At 66.2% G+C, this 22,107-nt stretch carries 17 protein-coding genes and 1 tRNA gene; 9 read left to right on the forward strand and 9 right to left on the reverse strand.

Features of this window, described 5'->3' with window-relative positions; translation table 11 throughout:
* Nucleotides 1-29: 29 nt before the first annotated feature.
* The gene (locus AC1ME3_RS12590) at nt 30-857 is read right to left on the reverse strand and encodes a helix-turn-helix transcriptional regulator (RefSeq protein WP_480953421.1); all 828 of its coding nucleotides are present in this window, start codon (nt 855-857) and stop codon (nt 30-32) included.
* Nucleotides 858-954: 97 nt separating this feature from the next.
* Between AC1ME3_RS12590 and AC1ME3_RS12595 the strand changes: the two genes are divergently transcribed.
* Both AC1ME3_RS12595 and AC1ME3_RS12600 read left to right on the forward strand, forming a co-directional pair.
* Nucleotides 955-1,860, forward strand: coding sequence for an SDR family oxidoreductase (locus AC1ME3_RS12595; protein ID WP_480953422.1), 906 nt, complete (start codon nt 955-957; stop codon nt 1,858-1,860).
* A gap of 119 nt (nt 1,861-1,979) precedes the next feature.
* Complete coding sequence (locus AC1ME3_RS12600; RefSeq protein WP_480953423.1) at nt 1,980-3,536, forward strand: amidase; 1,557 nt, start codon at nt 1,980-1,982, stop codon at nt 3,534-3,536.
* An 11-nt stretch (nt 3,537-3,547) separates the two neighbouring features.
* Here the strand turns inward: AC1ME3_RS12600 and AC1ME3_RS12605 are convergent, their stop codons facing one another.
* Nucleotides 3,548-4,822: an MFS transporter gene (locus AC1ME3_RS12605; protein WP_480953424.1), complete on the reverse strand. Its 1,275-nt coding sequence runs from the start codon at nt 4,820-4,822 to the stop codon at nt 3,548-3,550.
* 275 nt (nt 4,823-5,097) lie between these two features.
* Between AC1ME3_RS12605 and AC1ME3_RS12610 the strand changes: the two genes are divergently transcribed.
* The 7 genes from AC1ME3_RS12610 to AC1ME3_RS12640 all read left to right on the forward strand — a co-directional run bounded on the left by AC1ME3_RS12610 (nt 5,098) and on the right by AC1ME3_RS12640 (nt 15,131).
* Nucleotides 5,098-6,210: a metallophosphoesterase family protein gene (locus tag AC1ME3_RS12610; RefSeq protein WP_480953425.1), complete on the forward strand. Its 1,113-nt coding sequence runs from the start codon at nt 5,098-5,100 to the stop codon at nt 6,208-6,210.
* A gap of 52 nt (nt 6,211-6,262) precedes the next feature.
* The gene (locus tag AC1ME3_RS12615; RefSeq protein WP_480953426.1) at nt 6,263-7,516 is read left to right on the forward strand and encodes an arsenic transporter; all 1,254 of its coding nucleotides are present in this window, start codon (nt 6,263-6,265) and stop codon (nt 7,514-7,516) included.
* 133 nt (nt 7,517-7,649) lie between these two features.
* Nucleotides 7,650-8,156 carry a 2Fe-2S iron-sulfur cluster-binding protein gene (locus AC1ME3_RS12620; protein ID WP_480953427.1) on the forward strand — a complete coding sequence of 169 codons (507 nt, stop codon included), beginning with the start codon at nt 7,650-7,652 and terminating at the stop codon, nt 8,154-8,156.
* On the forward strand, nt 8,153-9,139 hold the full coding sequence (locus AC1ME3_RS12625) for an FAD binding domain-containing protein (RefSeq protein ID WP_480953428.1): 987 nt from the start codon (nt 8,153-8,155) through the stop codon (nt 9,137-9,139). Before AC1ME3_RS12620 ends, AC1ME3_RS12625 begins: the two co-directional genes overlap by 4 nt.
* The gene (locus tag AC1ME3_RS12630; protein ID WP_480953429.1) at nt 9,136-11,472 is read left to right on the forward strand and encodes a xanthine dehydrogenase family protein molybdopterin-binding subunit; all 2,337 of its coding nucleotides are present in this window, start codon (nt 9,136-9,138) and stop codon (nt 11,470-11,472) included. Before AC1ME3_RS12625 ends, AC1ME3_RS12630 begins: the two co-directional genes overlap by 4 nt.
* Nucleotides 11,473-11,549: 77 nt before the next feature.
* A complete protein-coding gene (locus tag AC1ME3_RS12635; RefSeq protein WP_480953430.1) occupies nt 11,550-12,674 on the forward strand; it encodes a nucleoside hydrolase in 1,125 nt (374 codons plus the stop codon).
* Between the two features lie 174 nt (nt 12,675-12,848).
* Complete coding sequence (locus AC1ME3_RS12640) at nt 12,849-15,131, forward strand: TonB-dependent receptor (protein WP_480953431.1); 2,283 nt, start codon at nt 12,849-12,851, stop codon at nt 15,129-15,131.
* A gap of 188 nt (nt 15,132-15,319) precedes the next feature.
* Here the strand turns inward: AC1ME3_RS12640 and AC1ME3_RS12645 are convergent, their stop codons facing one another.
* The 7 genes from AC1ME3_RS12645 to AC1ME3_RS12675 form a co-directional block, all read right to left on the reverse strand.
* Complete coding sequence (locus AC1ME3_RS12645) at nt 15,320-15,580, reverse strand: hypothetical protein (RefSeq protein ID WP_480953432.1); 261 nt, start codon at nt 15,578-15,580, stop codon at nt 15,320-15,322.
* 460 nt (nt 15,581-16,040) lie between these two features.
* Nucleotides 16,041-16,116: transfer RNA gene (locus AC1ME3_RS12650), tRNA-Lys, on the reverse strand.
* Between the two features lie 156 nt (nt 16,117-16,272).
* Nucleotides 16,273-17,379 (reverse strand): rod shape-determining protein RodA, encoded by a 1,107-nt coding sequence (gene rodA / locus AC1ME3_RS12655; protein WP_107953933.1) that lies wholly within the window; start codon nt 17,377-17,379, stop codon nt 16,273-16,275.
* A 19-nt stretch (nt 17,380-17,398) separates the two neighbouring features.
* Nucleotides 17,399-19,441, reverse strand: a complete 2,043-nt coding sequence (gene mrdA / locus AC1ME3_RS12660) for a penicillin-binding protein 2 (protein ID WP_480955825.1) — start codon at nt 19,439-19,441, stop codon at nt 17,399-17,401.
* A gap of 26 nt (nt 19,442-19,467) precedes the next feature.
* Nucleotides 19,468-19,998 (reverse strand): rod shape-determining protein MreD, encoded by a 531-nt coding sequence (gene mreD, locus AC1ME3_RS12665; protein ID WP_082440961.1) that lies wholly within the window; start codon nt 19,996-19,998, stop codon nt 19,468-19,470.
* Complete coding sequence (locus AC1ME3_RS12670) at nt 19,995-20,867, reverse strand: rod shape-determining protein MreC (RefSeq protein WP_480953433.1); 873 nt, start codon at nt 20,865-20,867, stop codon at nt 19,995-19,997. The genes mreD and AC1ME3_RS12670 overlap by 4 nt, the downstream gene beginning before the upstream one ends.
* 106 nt (nt 20,868-20,973) lie before the next feature.
* On the reverse strand, nt 20,974-22,017 hold the full coding sequence (locus AC1ME3_RS12675; RefSeq protein ID WP_055878614.1) for a rod shape-determining protein: 1,044 nt from the start codon (nt 22,015-22,017) through the stop codon (nt 20,974-20,976).
* Between the last annotated feature and the right edge of the window lie 90 nt (nt 22,018-22,107).

Below are 22,107 nucleotides of genomic sequence, written 5' to 3' on the forward strand. Positions count from 1 at the left end.
GAGCGGCTGCCGATCCGTGCGCGAAAGGCTCAGGCGGTCGGCGCCATCAGCGCCCGGATACGCTGGGCCGTTTCCGGGGAGGCGGGATTGTAGACGATCATCCCGAGGTCCGGCCGACCGTCGACCGCAAACGCCGAGAATTCGAGTTCGAGCAAACCGTGTACCGGATGGTGAAGCCGCTTCAGGCCGTCAGCATGCCGGGCAACGTTGTTGTCGCGCCACAATGCGTCGAACTCGGGACTGAGCCGCGACAGTTCTTCGACCAGTTGCGCGATCTCCGCGCCCGCACCGGCCCGCGCAGCATCCGCGCGAAACGTACCGACGACGTAACGGGCAACGTTGAGCCAATCCTCCTGCGCCGCTTTGATGCTCGCATTGGTGAACATCAGGCGCAGGATGTTGCGCTGTTCGCGGGGAAGCGTCGCATAGTCGGTCAGCAGGGTCGCCGCCGCCGCGTTCCACGCGACCACGTCCCAGGTCGGCGTCTTGACGATTGCAGGGCTGAATTCGAGCGCATCCAGCACCCGCTGCAGCCGCGGCGTGACTTCGTCGGAGGCGCGATAGGTCGCTTCGGGCGGATGGCCGAGACCAAGCACGAACAGGTGCTCGCGCTCCGGCTCGGTCAGCATCAGGCCGCCGGCGATGCGGTTGAGGACGTCGGCCGACGGCGCGCCGCCACGGCCCTGTTCGAGCCAGGTGTACCAGGTCGCCGAGATGTTCGCGCGCTGGGCGACTTCCTCGCGGCGCAGGCCGGGCGTCCGGCGCCGGCCGCCACTGAACCCGAACGCCGCGGCGTCCATACGTGCCCGGCGATCGCGCAGGAACGTGCCGAGCGCATTGTCAGTCTCGATAGACATCGACATCCTGTTGAAGATTATACCATGATAAGGTCACTACTTTTACAGGTGTTGAAGTACGCCCAAGTCTTGCTCCGGACAATATCGGAGAGTTTGGATGCGTGTATTTTTGACGGGTGCTACGGGCTTCATCGGGTCGCGTATCGTGCCGGAACTGCTCGGCGCGGGTCATCAGGTCTTGGGTCTTACCCGGTCGGATGCCGGTGCGCGGTCGCTGGCGGAGGCCGGTGCCGAGGTGCACCGCGGCGATCTCGTCGATCTCGACAGCCTGCGCAGCGGGGCGGAGCAGACCGATGCAGTGATCCACACGGCGTTCGATCACGAGTTCACCAACTTCGTCGCGAACTGCGAGAAGGACCGCCGCGTGATCGGCGCGATGGGGGAGGTGTTCAAGGGGAGCGATCGTCCCTTCATCATCACGTCGGGTACCGGGATCGGCGATACCGGCCCGGGCAAGCCTGCGCTCGAGTCCGCGTTTAACCCCGACTACCCCAATCCGCGGATTGCATCGGAAAAGGCGGGGCAGGTGCTTCTTGAGGCGGGCCTCGACGTCCGTGTCATGCGCCTTCCGCAGGTTCACGATACCGTCAAGCAGGGACTGATCACGCCCTATGTCGATATCGCGCGCGAGAAGGGCGTGGTCGCCTATGTCGGTGACGGCGCCAATCGCTGGCCCGCGGCGCACGTGCTGGACGTAGCGAAACTCTACGCGATCGTGCTCGACAAGGGCGAGAAGGGCGCGCGGTACAATGCCGTGGCGGAGGAAGGCGTCAGCGCGCGGGCGATCGCCGAAGTCGTCGCGGCCGGGCTGGGCCTGCCGACGCTATCGCTGACTCAGGAGCAGGCGAACGATCATTTCGGTTGGTTCGGGATGTTCGCCTCGCTCGACATGCTTGCTTCCAGCGACTGGACGCGCGCGCGACTCAACTGGAACCCGACCGGTCCCGGATTGATCGCCGATCTGGAAGCGATGGACTATGCGCCGGGCTTAGGCGCCGCCTGACCGGGCATCCCGCTGGCGGCGATTTATAGTTTGCCGTCAGCGGGATACGCGTCGAGCAGATGCCGCTTGCATCGGTGCGCGGCTCGGGACCATCCTGCGACATGGTCTACGGGGGTCTCATGCGTCGTCTCATCACTGCGGTACTGCTCGCCTGCGTTTCCACGCCTGTTATCGCCAGGACGGTGGTCGTCGAAGAAGTGTCGCTCGATCGGTTGAGGATGCTGATGAATGACGGCGCCGCGAGCAGCGTCGACATCACCCAGGCCTATCTCGCGCGGATCGCCGCGATGGATCGCAAGGGGCCGGCGCTGCACAGCGTGATCGCGGTCAATCCCGATGCGATCGCGCAGGCGAGGGCGCTCGATGCCGAACGCAAGGCGGGGCATGTGCGCGGTCCGCTGCACGGCATTCCGATCCTGATAAAGGACAATATCGAGACCGCGGATCCGCTGCCGACGACCGCGGGCAGCCTAGCATTGCGCGACAACATGACTGGTCGGGACGCGCCGACGATCGCTTATCTGCGGCGTGCGGGCGCGGTGATCCTCGGCAAGACCAACTTGTCGGAATGGGCGAACATCCGCTCGACCCATTCGATGAGCGGTTGGAGCGCGGTCGGCGGGCTGGTGCGCAACCCCTATGCGCTGGACCGGACCGCGTGCGGCTCCTCGTCGGGATCGGGCGCAGCGGTCGCCGCGAGTTTCGCCGCCGCGGCTGTCGGAACCGAGACCGACGGTTCGGTCGTGTGCCCGTCGTCGCTGAACGGTCTGGTCGGTTTCAAGCCTTCGATCGGGTTGGTCAGTCGTACCCACGTCGTGCCGATCAGCCACAGCCAGGATACGCCGGGGCCGATGGCGCGCAGCGTCACCGACGTCGCGATCCTGTTGTCGGGCATGGTCGGTGCGGATCCCGCGGACCGCGTGACGGCGGCCGTGGTGACCAGGGATTATGCCGCGGGGCTTTCGACCAGCGCGTTATCCGGCATGCGGGTCGGTGTCGTCCGGCCCGACGGCATGTCCGCGGATCTGACCAGTCGCTACGCGGCAGCGCTGAACGTCCTGCGCGCAGCGGGTGCCGTGCTGGTCGAGGTCAAGACGCCGAAGCTCGACGGACTGGGCGAAGCGGAACTCATGGTCCTGAAAACCGAACTTAAGGCCGATCTGAACACCTATCTCGCGACCACGCCATCGACGGTACAGGCGAGGACGCTAAGCGCGGTGATCGCCTTCAACCGCGCGAACGCCGCGACCGAGATGCCGTTCTTCGCGCAGGAATTGTTCGAGGATGCGGACAAGACCAAGGGGCTCGACGATCCCGCGTACAAGGCCGCACGCGCCACCTCGTTGCGGCTGGCGGGGGCGCAAGGGATCGACGCGATGCTGCGCGCGGCGGGTGCGCAGATCCTGGTCGAGCCGACCTATGACGCAGCATGGCTGAGCGACCCGGTCTACGGCGACACCTATACCGGCCCCTTGGCCGCGACGTTGCCAGCGGTCGCCGGTTATCCGCATTTGACCGTACCGATGGGTCTCGTACGGGGGTTGCCCGTCGGCCTGTCGTTCATCGCCACCAAGGACGCCGACCAGACCGTGCTGCGCGCTGGTTATGCCTATGAACAGCGCGCCAAGGCCCGGTCGGCGCCGCGATACCTACCGAGCATCGCCGTCGACCGGTGAGGCGGGGGGGCTTACCCCGCCTTCTGCTTCGTCTCCGGCATCGCGAAGAAATACAGCATGAAACCGGCGCCCGCGACGACGGCCAGGGTCAGGAAGCTCACGCTGTAGCCCGCCCAGACGATGATCGCACCGGCCAGTGTCGCGGACAAGGCCGCACCCAAGCCCTGAGCGCTCGCCACCGCGCCCTGGCTGACGTTGAAACGCCCCGTCCCCTTGGTCAGGTCGGCGATCACGACCGGGAACAGTGCCCCGAAGATACCCGCGCCGATGCCGTCGAGCGCCTGTACGCCGACCAGCCACCACGGGTTGTCCGACACGGTATACAGTGCGCCACGCGCCGCGAGGAACCCGAACGCGACGAGGAACAGCGGCTTGGTGCCCCATTTCTCCGTGTTGCGGCCGACCACGATCGCGACCGGTACCATCACCAGCTGCGCCGCGACGATGCACGCGGCGGTCAGCGACGTCGCCTGGTCTTTGCCGACGGTCCGCGCGAGCAGCTGGCTGACCGATGTCAGCATCGCCGCGTTGGCGAGGTGGAACAGGAACGCCGTCCCCGCGAAGATCATCAGCGGCTTGTTCTCGACCAGCGCCTTCCAGCCGCTTGGCTCCTCGCAATCGTCCTCCGGCTCGCAATCGAGACCGCGGGCGACCGCGTTGTCGATGTCGTCGTTCTTGATCCGCGACGCGGTCACGATGCTCGCAACCGTCAGCGCGCCCATCAGATAGAAGACGACGACCGGTCCGAACTTCCACGCGAGCACGCCCGCAAGCGCCGCCGACACGGCGTTGCCCGCGTGGTTGAACGCCTCGTTGCGACCGACGCGCTTGGCGAACAGTTTCGGACCGACCAAGCCAAGCGTGATGGCGGAGATCGCCGGCGCGAACACCGCGCCCGCGACTGCCGCGATAGACTGGGTGACCGCAACCGCGGTAAAGCCACTGACGATTGGCAGCGATACGCTGCTGAGCGTCACGAGCAACGCGGCGATCATCACGATCCGCGGCTTGTTCCTGCTGCGATCGATCAGGCTGCCCGCGGGCGTCTGCGAGATCAGGCCGACGATCCCGGCGATCGTCAGGATCATGCCCACCGTCGCCTCGTTCCAGCCATGCGCAGGCCCACGCACCGCGACGAGATAGATGGCGAGGTATGGCCCGAGCCCGTCGCGAACGTCGGCAAGGAAGAAGTTCAGCGCGTCGAGCGTCTTCTTTGGCGCGGACGTCGCGTCCGACCCGCCCTTGGCCTTGCCGTTGTTGGCGGATGCCGTGTCCGTCGTGGCCATGAGAATTCCCTGAAATATCGGTGTCGTCGAACGCGGTGCCGGACGGCGAACCCTGCGCGCCGTCGGATCGCTAAAGCTGCGGCAACGGGCAAAGTTTCCACGCCGCCGAAATATTGTTCGGCCCGATATTCTCCAGTGATGTCAAAAGCTAAACCGAAACTGAACAAGCCGGTTAAGTCTCAAATCATGAAGTTATTGTCACGGAACGATGAACGCGCAGCCTCGCTATGGGCAGCATCGGCGGATCATCTGCCACACGACTTGAAAGAGCTTTAATGACAGGATGCCTGACCTGGATTCACTTTGGCGATCTGCATGTCGACGAGGCTGATGGGTATGAAGGACTGTCTCGGTTCCGCACGCTGATCGCTAGCGCGGAGGCCCATCTGGGCGACGCGGTCGACTTCGCGTTGTTGCCCGGCGACAATGCCAATCACGGTACCGACGACCAATATGCGCGGATCGCGGACGTGATGACGGCGCTGTCGCTGCCGTGGCACATTCTGGCGGGCGATCATGATTTCGAGCCGGGCGACCTGACCTCGATGCGCGCGATCACCGCGAAGATGGCGCCCTATGCGGAGACGATCGCCGGCTATCGGTGCCTGTTCCTCGATATCGTCTCGGCGGGGAAGGGCGGTCCCGACTTTCGTATCGACCCCGACCAGCGCGCCTGGATAGGACGCGAACTTAGTGCCGCCGCGGTCGCGGGCGAACCGGTCACGGTGTTCATGCATGCCTATCCTGGCGACCTGCGCGACGATCCGGACGGCATCGCTGGGCTGTTCGCCGCGCACCGCGTCGCGTTCGTCGACACCGGCCACACGCATTACAACGAGCTGCTCAACGACGGCCGCGTCATCTACGGCGCGACCCGCTCGACCGGCCAGATCGAGGAGGGCGCACCCGGTTTCTCGATCGTCACGCTCGACGACGGCGTGCCGAGCTGGCGGTTCCAGGCGATCGACGATCCCTGGCCGCTCGTCCAGATCACCAGCCCCGCCGACCGCCGCCTGATCACCGACCCGGCGCGCGCCGACAACGTGCCCGGCAGCGCCTTCACGGTCCGCGCGAAGGTATTCGGCGGCGCAGATACGGTGTCGCTGCACGTCGATGACGGCCACGTAATCCCGATGACACGCGTCGACGGCGTGCCCTCGCTCTGGAGCGCCTCGGTCGATGGCGTAGCGGATGGCCTCCACCATCTCGCCGTCCGCTGTAACAAGAGCGAGGACCGGATCGAGATCCTTGTCCGAGGCGCAGGGCCACGACCGAAGCGCAATCCTCCCGTAGCGCTCGGCCGCGACGTGAACGCGATCGGTGCTTGGCCCGAGCGTGGTATCGACGGTGCGCAGCGCGGCCCCAACAAGAACGGACTCGATTGGTGAATACCGCAACAATGACGATGGTCCGGCGTGTCGGCTCGCGGATGCCCGCGGCATGACGGCTCACACCTACGCGATCTGGGCAATCTGCTTCGTCGCGACCTTTGGCGTGATCACGCGTCCGTTCAGGCTGCCCGAAGCGGTCTGGGCGGTCGCTGGCGCGGCGGTGTTGCTCGTGTTCGGGCTGATGTCGCCCGGTGCAGCTTGGGCCGCGGTGCTCAAGGGTGGCGACGTCTATCTGTTCCTGATCGGCATGATGCTGCTCTCCGAAGTCGCCCGCGAGCAGGGGCTGTTCGACTGGGTCGCCGAGCACGCGGTGCGGCTCGCAAAAGGATCGACCAGTCGCCTGTTCGCGCTCGTCTTCGGCGTCGGCATCGTCGTCACGACCTTCCTCTCGAACGACGCGACCGCGGTAGTGCTGACCCCCGCCGTCTACGCCGCCGCGAAGAAGGCGAAGGCGGATCCGCTGCCGATGCTGTTCGCCTGCGCGCTGATCGCCAACGCGGCGAGCTTCGTGCTGCCGATCTCGAACCCCGCGAACCTCGTGCTGTACGGTGGTGAGATGCCGTCGCTCGGCGCGTGGATGGCGTCGTTCGCGCTGCCATCGCTGCTGTCGATCGGCGTGACGTTCCTCGTCTTACGCTGGGTTGAACGCGAGCGGCTCACCGGCCAGTGCGAGACCGTCGTCGAGACCGGCACGCTACCGCGTGGCGGCAAGATCGCGCTGGGCGGGATCGTCGCGACCGCAGTTCTGCTGATCGCCGCGTCGGCGCAGGGGCACGATCTCGGACTACCGACTTGCCTGGCCGGTATCGCGACGATGGCCGCGATCTGTATCGGGGAGCGCAAGTCGCCGTTCACGACGCTCGCCTCGGTATCCTGGGCGGTGTTGCCGCTGGTCGCGGGCCTGTTCGTGCTGGTCGAGGCACTGGCGAGCACCGGTGTGATCGCGATGCTGGCGCAGTGGCTGGCGGCGGGGGCGGCGCAGTCGCCATCGACGACCGCAGGCGTTGCGGGGACAATCCTGGCATTCGGTTCGAACCTGATGAACAACCTGCCGGCCGGATTGATCGCCAGCACCACGCTGCAACAGGCCCATGTCCCGCAGATCGTTACCGATGGATTGCTGATCGGCGTCGACCTCGGCCCGAACCTGTCGATCACCGGCTCGCTCGCCACCATATTGTGGCTGACCGCGATCCGCCGCGAGGGCGAGGACGTCGGCTTCTGGCGATTCCTGAAGGTCGGCGCGGTGGTAATGCCGCCCGCGCTGTTCGCCGCGCTCGGCGCGCGCATGCTGATCGGCTGAGCGGCCGGATCGAGTACGCGAAATCGCATCACGAGACGCTTGGCAGACCCAGTGTCCACCGACTAAACCGCTCGGTACTGAAATAGGGGCTCAGCGGTGGCAACGACACCGCCGGCTCAACAGGAGAGTAGCGATGTCGATACTTGTCAACGGGTCCGCGGTTGCCCTGCCCGACGATCCCCGTGTCTCGCTGCTCGATCTGCTGAGGGAAGGCCTGCATCTGGCCGGCACCAAGAAGGGGTGCAACCAGGGCGCGTGCGGCGCCTGCACGGTGCTCGTCGATGGCGAGCGAATCGTCTCCTGCCTAGCGCTCGCGGTGCAGTATGACAGGCGCCAGGTCACGACGATCGAGGGGCTGGCCGACGGCGACACGCTGCATCCGTTGCAGCAGGCGTTCATCGATCACGATGGGTTCCAGTGCGGCTATTGCACGCCGGGCCAGATCTGTTCCGCGATCGGCATGGCGGCGGAGGCGAAGCGCGGCGTGCCAAGCCATGTCAGCGCCGATCTCACCGCCGACGTGACGCTGACCCGCGAGGAACTGCAGGAGCGGATGAGCGGCAATCTGTGCCGCTGCGGTGCGCATAACGGGATCATCGACGCGATCCGCGAAACCGTAGCAGCGGAGATGGCGGCATGAGCCCCTTCACGTACGCGCGGGCCGAGGACGCGGCCGACGCGCTCCGGCTCGGGCAGGCGAACGCGACGGCCTATCTCGGCGGCGGCACCAACCTGGTCGACCTGATCCGCGAGACGGTCGCACGACCGAGTGCGCTGGTCGACGTGACCGGACTGTCGAACGAGATCGAGGAGACCGCGGGCGGCGGGCTGATGATCGGCGCGGCGGTGCGCAACACCGCGCTTGCCGAGCATCTGGCTGTGCGGACGCGCTATCCGGTCTTGTCGCGCGCGATCCTGGCGGGGGCGTCGGCGCAGATCCGCAACATGGCGACGGTCGGCGGCAACCTGCTCCAGCGGACCCGGTGCACCTATTTCTACGACACCGACGGATCGCGATGCAACAAGCGTGCGCCGGGGTCGGGCTGCGACGCGATCGAGGGTTTCACGCGGGGACACGCCATTCTCGGCGCGTCGTCGGCGTGCGTCGCGACGCACCCGTCGGACATGTGCGTGGCGCTCGCCGCGCTCGATGCGGTCGTGCATCTGGACGGGCGGGGCGGGGCCAGGACACTGCCGTTCATCGAGCTTCACCGACTGCCGGGCGATCATCCCGAGTTCGATACCGTGCTGGAACCCGGCGAACTCATCACCGCGATCGAACTGCCGCCGTTGAATTTCGCGGCCAACTCGACCTATCGCAAGGTGCGCGATCGGGCGAGTTACGCGTTCGCGCTGGTCTCGATCGCAGCCGCGCTCGAGATCGAGGGCGGCGTCATCAAGGACGTGCGGATCGCGCTCGGCGGGGTCGCGCACAGGCCGTGGCGCGCGTCGAAGGCGGAGGCGGTCTTGCGGGGCGGCCCCGCGACCGAGGAGGCGTTCCTCGCCGCCGCCGTTGCCGAGATGGCAGACGCCGCGCCGCTGCGCGACAACGGTTTCAAGATCGCACTGACCAAGCGCACCCTCGTCGCCGTCCTTGGCGACCTTGCCGGAGCATCAGCATGAGCATCGTCGACACGGTCAAGGAAACCGCGCAAGGCCTGGTCCAGGGCGCGATGAACAAGCTGGTGCCGCTCGCCCCCGACAGCTGGGTTCCGGGCGGCGTGCCCGATCCGCTGATCCGCCAGCAACATGGCCTGATCGGTACGTCGGTGTCGCGGCTCGATGGCCCGCTCAAGGTGCGCGGCGCGGCAACCTTTGCGGCCGAGTTCCCGCTGGAGGGCATGGTCTACGCCGCGCTCGCCTATGCGACAATTCCGCGCGGGCGGATCGCGGCGCTCGATACCGAAGCGGCTGAGGCTGCGCCGGGCGTCGTGGTAGTGATGACGCACCTGAACGCGCCCCGGATGAACCCGCCTGCGGTGTTCGGCTCTTCGCCCACAGCGGCGGGGCCTGCCGACCTGCCGATCATGCAGGACGACCGCGTCCACTGGAACGGCCAGCCGATCGCGGTCGTGCTCGCCGGGACGCAGGAACAGGCCGATCACGCCAAGTCGCTGATCGTCGCGACCTACGCCGCCGAGCCTTCGACCACGTCGCTCGCCGCGGCCAAGGCTGAAGGACCCAAGCAGGGCCTGTTCATGGGCCAGCCGTTGCTGAACGAAATCGGCGATGCGGATGCGATGCTGGCAGCGGCGCCGCACAAGGTCGATCACGTCTATCGCACGCCGCGCCATAATCACAACGCGATCGAGCCGCATGCCGCGACGATCGCGTGGGTCGGCGACGAACTGATCATCCACGACGCGACGCAGCTCGTCACTGCGGAGGCGCAGACGATCGCCGATGTGTTCGACCTGAAGGCGGCACAGGTGCGCGTCACATCGCCGTTCGTCGGCGGCGGCTTCGGGGGGAAGTGCCTGTGGGATCACCAGATCCTCGGTGCCGCCGCGGCCAAGCTTGCCGGGCGACCGGTCCGGATCACGCTGTCGCGCGAGGGCGTGTACCGCGTCGTCGGCGGGCGGACGCTGACCGAACAGCGGGTCGCGATCGGCGCGGACGCGGACGGCCGCTTCAAGGCGCTGGTCCACACCGGCATCGCCGCGATGACGCCGCACAACAACATGCCCGAGCCCTTCATCCTCGGTACGCGCGGCGGCTATGCGGCGGACAGCTTCAAGCTGTCGGTCGAGACGGTCACGATGAACATGCTCGCCAACACCTTCATGCGCGCACCGGGCGAGGCGGTCGGCACGTTCGCGCTGGAGTCGGCGATCGACGAACTGGCGGTCGAGCTCGACATGGACCCGATCGCGCTGCGCCTGCGCAACGAGCCGGACAAGGATCCGACCTCGGGCCTGCCGTTCTCGTCGCGGCATATCGTCGAGGCGTGGCATAGCGGGGCGGAGCAGTTCGGCTGGGATAAGCGGAGCGCCGAGCCGGGAGCGCGTCGCGAAGGCGAGTGGCTGATCGGCATGGGCTGCGCGACCGGGACCTATCCCTATTACCGTATGCCGGGCGCCGCTGCACGCATCACGCTGCGTCGTGACGGGCACGCCCTCGTCGAGATCGCCGCGCATGAGATGGGGATGGGGACGTCCACGACGACCGCGATGGTGGCCGCCGATCGACTCGGGCTCCCCCTCGACCGCGTCTCGGTCGGCTATGGCGATTCGATCATCCCCGGCGCGATCCTGGCGGGTGGATCGCAGCAAACCGCGGCGATCGGCGCTGCGGTGATCGCCGCGCATCACGCGCTGGTCGCCGAACTGCTGAAACTCGCGGGCAACGACTCGCCGCTCGCGGGCCTGTCGCCCGACGAGGTCGGCAGCGAGGACGGGGGGCTCGCCAAGCTCGACGATCCGTCGCGACGCGAAAGCTATGTCTCGATCCTCGATCGGGCGCAGCGCGAGAGCGTGGTCGTCAGCGAAGAGGCTTCGCAGCCGCTCGAACTGATGCACTGGTCGATGCATTCGCACAGCGCGCTGTTCTGCGAAGTCCGTGTCAACGCGGTCACCGGCGAGACTCGCGTCAGCCGCTTCCTCGGCGCATTCGATTGCGGTCGTATCCTCAACCCGAAGACCGCGCGCAGCCAGTTCCGCGGCGGGATCGTCATGGGCCTCGGCATGGCGCTGATGGAGGAGACGCAGTTCGACGAGCGCAACGGTCGCATCATGAACCCGAGCCTCGCCGAATATCACGTGCCCGTGCACCTCGACGTGCCCGAGATCGACGTGATCTGGACCGACATCGCCGACCCGCACACCCCGATGGGCGCGCACGGCGTGGGCGAAATCGGCATCACCGGCGTCGCCGCGGCGGTAGCGAACGCGATCTACAACGCCACGGGAACGCGCGTGCGCGACCTGCCGATCACGCTGGACAAGGTGCTGATCTGATCGGAGAGCGTGACAGGTCGGTTCCGCGCGGCTTTACATGAGGCGACGGGCTAGCCGGTCAGGCAGGGAATTGAGCGATGGCCTTTCGTTTCTTCTCTAAGGTCGGCCTCGGTCTGCTGGCTTTCGCGATGCCCGTCGCCATCGCGGCGAAGGGAGCGCCAGCCAAGCGGCTCGTCCTGATCGATGACGATGTTGTCGGTCTGAACGGCGCGCCCGCGTTGCTGCTCCAGGCACCGGGCGTCGAGGTACTGGGGATCACCACGACCAGTGGTTCGGTCTGGCGCGATACCGCCACCGCCTATGCGCTGCGGACCGTCGAGATCCTCGGGCGCACCGACGTGCCGGTGGTGCCTGGCGCGACCTATCCGCTGGTGAACAACGAGGCGGCGACCAAGCGGTGGGAAGGGCTGTACGGTCGCCTCGAGTTCAAGGGGCCGTGGACGGAGCCCGCGTCCGCCGGCGCGGGCCAGTCCACCCCCGGGACACCGTCGCCCTCGGTCGTGCCTAGCCTGCCGATCGGCGATCCCGTCACCAAACCGTCCACCGAGATCGCCGCCGCGTTCCTCGTTCGGATGGTCCGCGCGCATCCGCACCAGATCACGCTGTTCGCCACCGGTCCGATGACCAACATCGCGCTCGCGCAAAGCCTCGACCCGAGCTTCGCTGCGAACGTGAAGGAACTCGTCTACATGGGCGGCAGCCTCAACCCGCAGCAGAGTCTCGACACGCCCGCCGCCGCAGAGTTCGCGCGCGAGTTCGTCAATACGCCCCGCCGCGAGTTTAACATCCGCTGGGATCCGGAAGCCGCGCGGATCATGGCGCACGGCGCGTGGCCGAAGGTGACGATGGTCCCGATCGACCCGTCGACGGGCACGCAGTGGACGCGCGGCTTGCTCGACAGCCTCAAGCCGGCCCACACGGCGCTCACCGATGCACTACAGACCGGGCTCGAACCGGGGTTTCCGATGTGGGACGAGATCGCGGCGATGGTCTGGCTGGAGCCGGCCATCGTCACCCGCGCCGAGACGCTCTACATCGATTTCGACACGAGCCAGACCGCGGGATACGGCGATACCCTGTCGTGGCATGACGCATACCGCCCGCATCTCGGCGAACGCGCGCAGACAATCGTGTTTCGCGTCGACCGCGATAAGATGGAGGCGGCAATGCGCGCGCTCTACACAAGACCTCTGAAGCACTGACCATCATATCGGCGCCGCATCGACTGGGGCAAAGATGTCGCGGTGTCCGGCAAAAACGCATTGGCCCTGATCCGCCCTATTGCCGCGCTTTACAGCGGTGTTACCGATTGGCGACAAATCCGGGTCACACGGATCGACGCTGGAGGATGTTCGAAACCCAAGGGGGGACCATCCATGATTCGCTTGCCCGTTCGTACGTCTGCCATCGCCCGCCTGCTCGCCGCCAGCGCGCCGCTGCTCGTTTTCGCCGTGCCCGCCATCGCACAGGAACACGTGCCGGCTGCACAGGCCGTGAGCGATCCGGCGAGTGACCAAGGCGTCGGTGAGATCGTCGTCACCGCGACCCGCCGCCGGGAATCGTCGAAGGACGTACCGCTCGCGGTCACCGCGATCAGCGGCGAGAAGCTCGACGTGCTCAATTCGAGCGGCCTCGACATCCGCTTCCTCGCCGGGCGCACGCCGAGCCTCCAGGTCGAATCCTCGTTCGGTCGCACCTTCCCGCGTTTCTACATCCGCGGTCTCGGCAATACCGATTTCGATCCCAATGCCGCGCAGCCGGTGTCGGTGGTGTATGACGACGTCGCGCTCGAGAACCCGATGTTGAAGTCGTTCCCGGTCTTCGATCTGCAAAGCGTCGAAGTGCTGCGTGGTCCGCAGGGCACGTTGTTCGGGCGCAACACGCCGGCCGGCGTCGTGAAGATCGATTCCGCCAAGCCGAACCCGGACAAGGTCTCGGGCTATGCGACCGGATCCTGGGCGACCTACAACACGATCAACGGCGAGGCGGCACTCAACCTGCCGATCGGCAACGGCTTCGCGTTCCGCGCGTCGGGCATCATTCAGTCGCGCGACGATTGGGTGAAAAACGATTCCACGACGGGCAACGCGGATCGCAAGCTCGAAGGCTATCGCGACGTCGCCGGCCGCTTCCAGCTCGGTTATACCAGCAGCGACTTCAACGCCTTGCTGAACGTCCACGTCCGCGACCTGACAGGCTCGCCACGCATCTTCCGCGCAGGGCTGTTCAAGCCGGGCACCAACGACTTCAACGCCGGGTTCGACCCCAAGCACGTCACGCTCGACGGCTATACCAGCCAGAGCCTGACGCAGTGGGGGACCAACCTCCGGCTCGACTATCACCTCGACGGCATCGGCACCTTCTACTCGGTCACCGGCTACGAGCAGGCCAAGGTCGAGAGCACCGGCGATGTCGACGGCGGCAACAACTACACGTTCCTCGGCGGCACGATCGGCGCGATCGGCGTCGGACTGTTCCCGTCGAACACCGGTGGCCTGACCAAGCCCAAGGAGTTCAGCCAGGAACTGCGATACGCCAGCGAGGACATGAACGGCATCCGCCTCCAGGGCGGTCTGTATTATTTCCACCAGACGTTGCGCTATCACCAGTACGACTATGCGTTCGGTGGCACCGGTTCGCGCGCGACCGATCTCGACCAGGACATCTACCACGACAACCGCAACGAGAATTACGGCGCCTTCGCCTCGATCGAGGCCAAGCCCGTCGACCTGCTGACGTTGCGCGCGGGCGTCCGCTATTCGCACGACTATCGCAACGACCTCGTGACCGCACCGATTCCCGGTACCGGGATCAGCGACACGCTGCCGGCGCGCGCGATCGTTCGCGGCTCGAACGTCACATGGGACGCGAGCGCGACCTATGAACTGACGCCCGCGATCAACGTCTATACGCGGCTCGCGACCGGCTATCAGGGCCCCGCGATCCAGGACCGCGTGACCTTCGGCAGCGTCCAGAGCACTGCGCCCAAGCAGACCACCTTCTCGGGCGAGAGCGGGTTCAAGGGCACGCTGCTCGACCGGAAGGTAAACTTCTCGCTCGACGCCTATTGGTACAGCACCAAGGACCTGCAGATCACCGCGGTCGGCGGCAGCAGCAACTCGGCACGGCTGATCAGCGCGAACAAGGCGATCGGCTACGGCGTCGAGGGCGAATTCGAGGCGCGGCCATTGCCCGAACTGACGCTGACCGCAAGCGGCAGCTACAACTTCACCGAAATCCGCGATCGCGGCATTGGTGTCGGGGTGTGCGCGACCTGCACCGTGCTCGACCCGATCGTCAACGGGTTCGCGGTGATCGACGGTAACGATCTTCCCCAGGCCCCGCGCTGGATCGCCAACTGGACCGCGCGCTACGGCATCCCGCTCGCCGATGGCGGCGAGGTCTACGCGTACACCGACTGGGTATATCGCAGCCGCATCAACTTCTTCCTGTACGAAGCGGTAGAGTTCACCGGCAAGTCGTCGCTCGAAGGGGGGCTTAAGATCGGCTATAAATCGCCGCAGGGGTATGAGGTCGGCGCGTTCGTCCGCAACATCACCAACCAGTATCGCAGCATCAGCGCGATCGACTTCAACAACCTGACGGGCATGATCAACGAACCGCGGATCATCGGCGGTCAGTTCAAGGTCGCGTTCTGATGATGTGAACGTCCATGGGAGCCGCTCGATATTGGAGCGCGAGTTTCCTTTTGGACAGGTTCGGTGCGGCCTGAACTCAGGGCATCTATACGAAACTACGAGCCGGGTCCGCTCTACGGGGTCGGCCCTGGGATTGTCGCGCGGGTAGACAAGATGATGGGCCGGTGCGTGAGCACCGGCCCAGACAGTCAGTTGCTGTCCGAATTGTTGTCATCTTCGTGATCGATGATCAGATACGCGACACCAGCGATGATGCCTGCGCCGATGATGATCGGGACGATGCTCTGGCCGGCAAGCTTGCTCGACTTCTGGGTCGAGGTACCAGCACGGACGGCTGGTGCAACCGACAGCGTAGCTGCCGAATTTGCGCCCATGGGGGCGGCATTGGCGGCTACCGGCATCGCGGTCATTGCAATGGCCGATGCGCCAAGGATCCATGTTTTCATCATAAGTCACTCTCTCATGTACAAGCCGGTTCGGCCTCCCCGCCACAACGACGTTAACATCAGTTAGTTCCAAATGCTCTGCTGCGAGGTGTCGGTAGCGCGCAATGCTCGCCCTCGTGATCCGGACCAGGTGATCGCATACCTATAGAGCAACCACGATGTCAGGGTCGCGGGCATGGCCACGAGGATGGCCTGCCGAGTAGGCACAACCGATGCCGTCACCCCGCGATACTGCCACCGCCGGATAGTTCTGCCATACGCCTGTAATCGTGCCTGTAGTCACGCCTGTAGACAGGATCGCGTCGTTCAGTTCAGTTCAGTTCGCGATGTGTCGGGCCGCCGGTTCACGCGTTCATGAGGCGGTCGCAATCACCGCAGCCGCCCGAGTGTCAGCGTATCGTGAATCAGTCCAAACCGGACGGATCCGCGCCTGAGGCAGGGCATACTAACCGATCATGGAAAATGGTGGACGCACTTGGGCTCGAACCAAGGACCCGCTGATTAAGAGTCAGCTGCTCTACCAACTGAGCTATGCGTCCATTCCGGGGCGGTTTTGAGTGGCGCCCTGGTGTGGCGCCCCGCTGCTGGAGGCGCGCTGTTAGCAGACTCATCGGGGGCCGCAACCCCCTTTTCGTCGATCCGAGTCCGTTTTGGGCGATCAGGCCGTTTTTTTCCGAATTAAACCGGTTTTCGCCTCACCAGCCGACCGTCTTGCGGTTCTGGCGGTCGATCGACATCAGGATGCCCAAGCACAGCAGCACGGTCATCTGCGCCGAGCTGCCGAAGCTCACCAGCGGCAACGGGATGCCGACCACGGGCGCCAGGCCCATCACCATCATCAGGTTGATCGCGACGTAGAAGAAGATCGTCGTCGACAGCCCGGCGGCGGTCAGCCGGCCGAACCGCGTCTGCGCGCGCTGGCCAACCTCGATCCCCCAGCGGATCACCAGCAGGAAGGCGAGGATCAGCAGGCAGCCGCCGACCAGGCCCCATTCCTCCGCCATCGTCGCGAAGACGAAGTCGGTATGCCCCTCGGGGAGGTAGTCGAGGTGGCTCTGCGTGCCCTGCAGGAAGCCCTTGCCCCAGATCCCGCCCGAGCCGATCGCGATCTTCGACTGGCTGATGTGATAGCCGGTGCCGAGCGGGTCGCTCTCGGGGTCGAGGAAGATCAGGATGCGGTTGCGCTGGTAATCGTGCAGCGCGAAGTTGATCGCGAGCGGGATCGCCACCGCGGCGGTGATCGCGCCGCCGACGAACAGGCGCAGCGGTATGCCTGCGAGGAACATCACCGTCGCGCCACCCGCGCAGATCATCAGCGCGGTGCCGAGATCGGGCTGCTTCATGACGATCGCGGCGGGGACGCCGATCAGTAGCGCCGCGGGCCAGACCGCGCTGAACCGCCGCGTCTCGCCGGGCGGAAGCATGTCGTAGAATTTGGCACAGGCGAGCACGATCGCAGGCTTCATGAATTCGGACGGTTGCAGGCGGATGAAGCCGAGGTCGAGCCAGCGCTGCGATCCGCCCGAGACCTTGCCGAGGATCTCGACCGCGACCAGCGACACGACGATCAATGCATAGGCCGGCAGCGACCCCGCCTTCCACGTCCGCTCGGGGACGTAGGACAAGGCGATCGCACCGGCGAGCAGGACGAAGAAGCGGATGCCCTGCGACAGCGCCCAGGGCTTGAGCGAGCCGCCGGCCGCAGAATACAGCACGACCTGGCCGAAACAGCCGATCGCGACCACCAGCAGGAGGACGCGCCATGGCAGCTTGGCGAGCGGTTCGGGGACGATACGGTTCATCGCTGACGCTCGGTACGGTTCACGGCTGGCGGTCCCTTGAATCATCTTCGGCGACCGTAGCGCCCGGCGCGGTGAGCGCTTCCTGCGTGGCGTTGGCCATGTCGGTGGCGTTCTCGACCGCGGGGGCGTCGCTGGGGACGATCGCGTCGGTCTTGGTGGCGATAGCCGCCGGGGGCGCGGATTGCGCCTTGCGGTAGGTCTCCGCGGTCGCCGCCATGCGCGTCCGAATATCGCCACCCCAAGTCGGTTCGACCTCAGCCAGAGACTTTAGCGCACGCTCGCGGTCGAGCATGTAGGTCATGATGTCGCGGCCGATCATCGGCGTGTCGAGATTGCGCACCGTGTGGCCGTTATGCTCGAGCACCACCGCCAGCGCATAGCGCGGGTTATCGGCGGGTGCGAAGCCGATGAACAGCGCGTGGTCGCGCATCTTGAACGGCAGCTGCCCGTTCTTGAGCACGCCCGAGCGCCGCTCCGCCATCGTGATGCGGCGGACCTGCGCGGTGCCGGTCTTGCCCGCGATCGCGACGCCGGGGATCAGCAGTTTCGCCGCGCCGCCGGTACCGCCCTGGTTGATCACCCCGAACATCGCATCGCGGACGCGCGCGAGATGCTCGGAATCGATCGCGAGGGCAGGGGAGTCGCGGTGGACGTGGCTGGCCAGAATGCTCGGCTGCAACGCACGACCCGAGGCGAGCCGCGCGGCCATCACCGCGAGCTGCAACGGATTGGCGAGCACATAGCCCTGGCCGATCGACGCATTCAGCGAATCCGCGACCGTCCAATCGTGCTTGTACTTCTTCAGCTTCCACGCCGGATCGGGGACCGTACCGTAGCGCTGCGTCGAGAAGGGCAGGTCGAACTTCTGCCCCATCCCCAGCGTGCGCGCGATCGGCGCGATCGCGTTGTAGCCGACCCGCCGCGCCATCTCGTAGAAATAGATGTCGCAGCTCTGCATGATCGCGTTCTTGAGATCGAGCGGACCGTGGCCGCTCTTCTTGTGGCAATGGAACACGCTGGTCCCGAGCCGCATCGCCCCCGAGCAATTGACGCGCGTCGACGGATCGACGCCCGCATTCATCAGCGCAAGGCCGTTCATCGGCTTGACGGTCGAGCCCGGCGGATACAGCCCCTGCGTGACCTTGTTCATCAGCGGCACGTGATCGTCGTCGCTCAGCATCTGCCATTCGAGATGGCTGATCCCGTCCGAAAAGCTGTTTGGATCATAGGCGGGCATCGACACCATCGCGAGCATCTCGCCTGTACGGGTGTCGAGCACGACGACCGATCCAGAGTTCGTGCCTAGCCGCCGTGCCGCGTATTCCTGAAGCCCGACGTCGATTGTCAGCCGTGCGGTCTTGCCGGGGACGTCGGGCTTGGTCGCGAGTTCGGCGACCAGCTTGCCGCGCGCGGTGACCTCGACCCGCTTGGCACCGGCGACGCCGCGGAGCTCGGTCTCGAGCATCTTCTCGAGCCCGTCCTTGCCGAGCTTGAACCCGGGCGTGACGAGCAGCGGATCGTGCGTCTTCTTGTACTGCTCGGCGTTGGGCACGCCGACATAGCCGGTCAGGTGGGCGACCGCCGCGCCTGCCGGATAGCTGCGTGCAAAGCCCCGCGTCGGCGCGACGCCGGGCAGTTCGGGCAGTCGGACGCTGACCGCGGCGAACCGCTCCCAGTCGAGATTCTCCGCGACCTGGACGGGCTGGAACCCGGCGGCGTGTTCGAGATCGATCGCGATCCGCTCGACCTCCTCGGGCGGCAATTGGAGGATGCGGCCGAGCAGCGGCAGCACGCGCTCCTTGTCGCGGAGGCGGTCGGGGATGATGTCGACGCGGAAATCGGTGCGGTTGTTGGCGATCGGCACGCCGTGGCGATCGACGATCCAGCCCCGGCGCGGCGGCAGCAGCGTCATGTTGACGCGGTTGCTCTCCGACATTTGCGTGTAGCGTTCGTTCTGCGCGATCGACAGCCACGCCATCCGCCCGGCGAGCAGCAATCCCACGCCGCCTTGCGCCGCGCCGAGCATCCACGCGCGCCGCGAGAAGCTGTACGCCTGCGACATCTCGGTGACGATCCGCGGTGTATTCCTCACTCGGCACCGCGCTTGTTCTGGATCGCCGCGACAATGCGGGCCGCCAGCGGGAACATGAGGATCGTCACCGCGATCTGCGCGATCAGGATCGTGTCGACATGCGCGCCGACCGGCACCGCGATGAAGCGTCCGACCAGAATGCACGCGGCGATCAGCCCGCCGGCGATCAACCAGTCCTGCCAATAATCGCGAAACGCTAACCGCTGTTCGATCATGTCGATCGCGACGAACGCGAGCGACCACATCAGCACCGCGCTGCCAAGCGGCTGGCCACTGACGAGGTCGTCGAAGAAACCGAGCGGCGCGGCGGCCCAGGGCTTGAACGCGAACCGCGCGAGCAACCGCCACGCGAGCAGCATGACGAACCCGAACGGGGGCAGCAGCGGGATCGTCGCGACCACCGGGATGATCGTGATCAGCGATCCGGCCATGACCGTCGCCCAAGGGATCGCACGCGACCGGCCCGCCGGGATCTTGGTCTCGAACGGCTTGTAGTCGACGCTATCGACGACGCGAGCGCGACTCATTGCTGCGCCACCGGACGAGGCGGGGGCACGGGCATGAACATCCGCTCGACCAGCGCGAAGTCGAGCGTATCGGGATCGGCGAACGCACGCGCCATCACCGAGTCCGAGCCCGCCTTGGTCACGCGTGCGACGGGCACGCCGGGCGCGTAGATCCCGCCGGTGCCGGTCGTCACGAATAGGTCGCCCGCGTTGAAGCGGACGTTCGTCGCGTTGACCGAGCGGATGTCGATCATCCCGTCGCCGCGCCCCGCCGCGATCGCGGGCATGCCGTCGCGCGTGCGGCGGACGGGGACGATGCTATCTCCGTCGCTGAGCAAGAGGATGCGCGCCGCGTTCGGGCCGGTCTCGACCACGCGACCGATCAGGCCATCGGGGCCGCGCACCGGCATGCCGGGCAGCACGCCGTTCCAGCGGCCCGCATTGAGCAACGCATAGCGCCGCCCGCTCGACGCACTCGAACTCACCAGCCGTGCGGTCACGACCGGCGCCGTCGAGCGTTCGCGGATCGCGAGCAGGCTGCGCAACCGGCGATTGTCATACGCGATCGTCCGCGCGCGCATCAGCAGCGCCCGCGTCCGCTCGCGATCCGCGCGCAACGCGACGTTCTCCTGCTTCACGAAGAAGTAGTTGCCGATCGCATCAGGGATGCCTGAAATCGAAGCCCCGACGGTGGCAAGTCCGGTCGACACCGGCGTCGTCACGCCCGCAACGCCCATCCGCAGTGCGGAAAACGCGGGCGGATTGAACGTCGACGCGACGAGCAGCACCAGGCCCACCACCGCACCAGCGACGGCGAGCACATAGCCCATGAACACACCATATTGCCGACGCCGGGAAAACCCCGTGCGCCGGTCGCGGGCTGGCGCCATGCGCCTGTCCCCCTGTCTCGGGCGCCGCCGAACCGCAAGGGCCAGATCCCCCGCGACTCGGACGACGCGATTTCGTGTCCGCGTGTCTTAAAGCAAAAACAAACTCTTAGCCGCTCATCAGCACGCCGCGGAACAGCGGATCCTCGAGCGCGCGACCGGTACCGAGCGCAACGCAGGTCAGCGGGTCCTCGGCGACCGTCACCGGCAGCCCGGTCTCGTCGCGCAGCACTTCGTCCAGCCCCTGGAGCAGCGCGCCGCCGCCGGTGAGCACGATGCCCTGGTCGACGATATCCGCGGCCAGTTCCGGCGCGGTGTTCTCCAGCGCGACGCGGACGCCCTCGACGATCGTCGCGACCGGCTCGCTCAGCGCCTCGGCGATTTGACCCTGGTTGATCTGGATCTCCTTGGGCACGCCGTTGACGAGATCGCGGCCCTTGATCTGGATGATCATGCCGATCCCGTCGACCGGCGGCTTGGCGATACCGACCTCCTTCTTGATCCGCTCCGCGGTCGCTTCGCCGATCAGCAGGTTATGGTTGCGGCGGACATAGGAGACGATCGCCTCGTCCATCTTGTCGCCGCCGACGCGCACCGAGGTGGTGTAGGCGAGGCCACGCAGCGACAGCACCGCGACTTCGGTCGTGCCACCGCCGATGTCGACGACCATCGAACCGATCGGCTCGGTGACCGGCATGTCCGCGCCGATCGCCGCCGCCATCGGCTCCTCGATCAGCCAGACCTGCGACGCGCCCGCGTTCGACGCGGCATCGCGGATCGCGCGGCGCTCGACCTTCGTAGAACCGCTGGGCACGCAGATCACGATCTCGGGCCAGCGCGCGAACTTGCGGGGCCCATGTACCTTCTGGATGAAATACTTGATCATCTGCTCAGCGACGTCGATGTCCGCGATCACGCCGTCGCGTAAGGGCCGGATCGCCTCGATGTTGCCCGGCGTCTTGCCCATCATCATCTTGGCGTCGTCGCCGACCGCCTTGACGCGCTTGATGCCGTTGATCGTCTCGACCGCGACCACCGACGGCTCGTTCAGGACGATGCCGCGGCCACGGACGTAGACGACGGTGTTCGCGGTGCCGAGGTCGATCGCCATGTCGTGCGACATGAACTTGAAGAAACGCGAGTAGAAGGCCATTCAATCAGGGTCCCGTAATCCTGGCCGCCGGACGGGCGGCACATCGCACACATCATCTCGCGTGACCCGCCGGTGATGTCGAGCACCGGG

This window comes from Sphingomonas sp. BL2 (genome assembly GCF_056680015.1).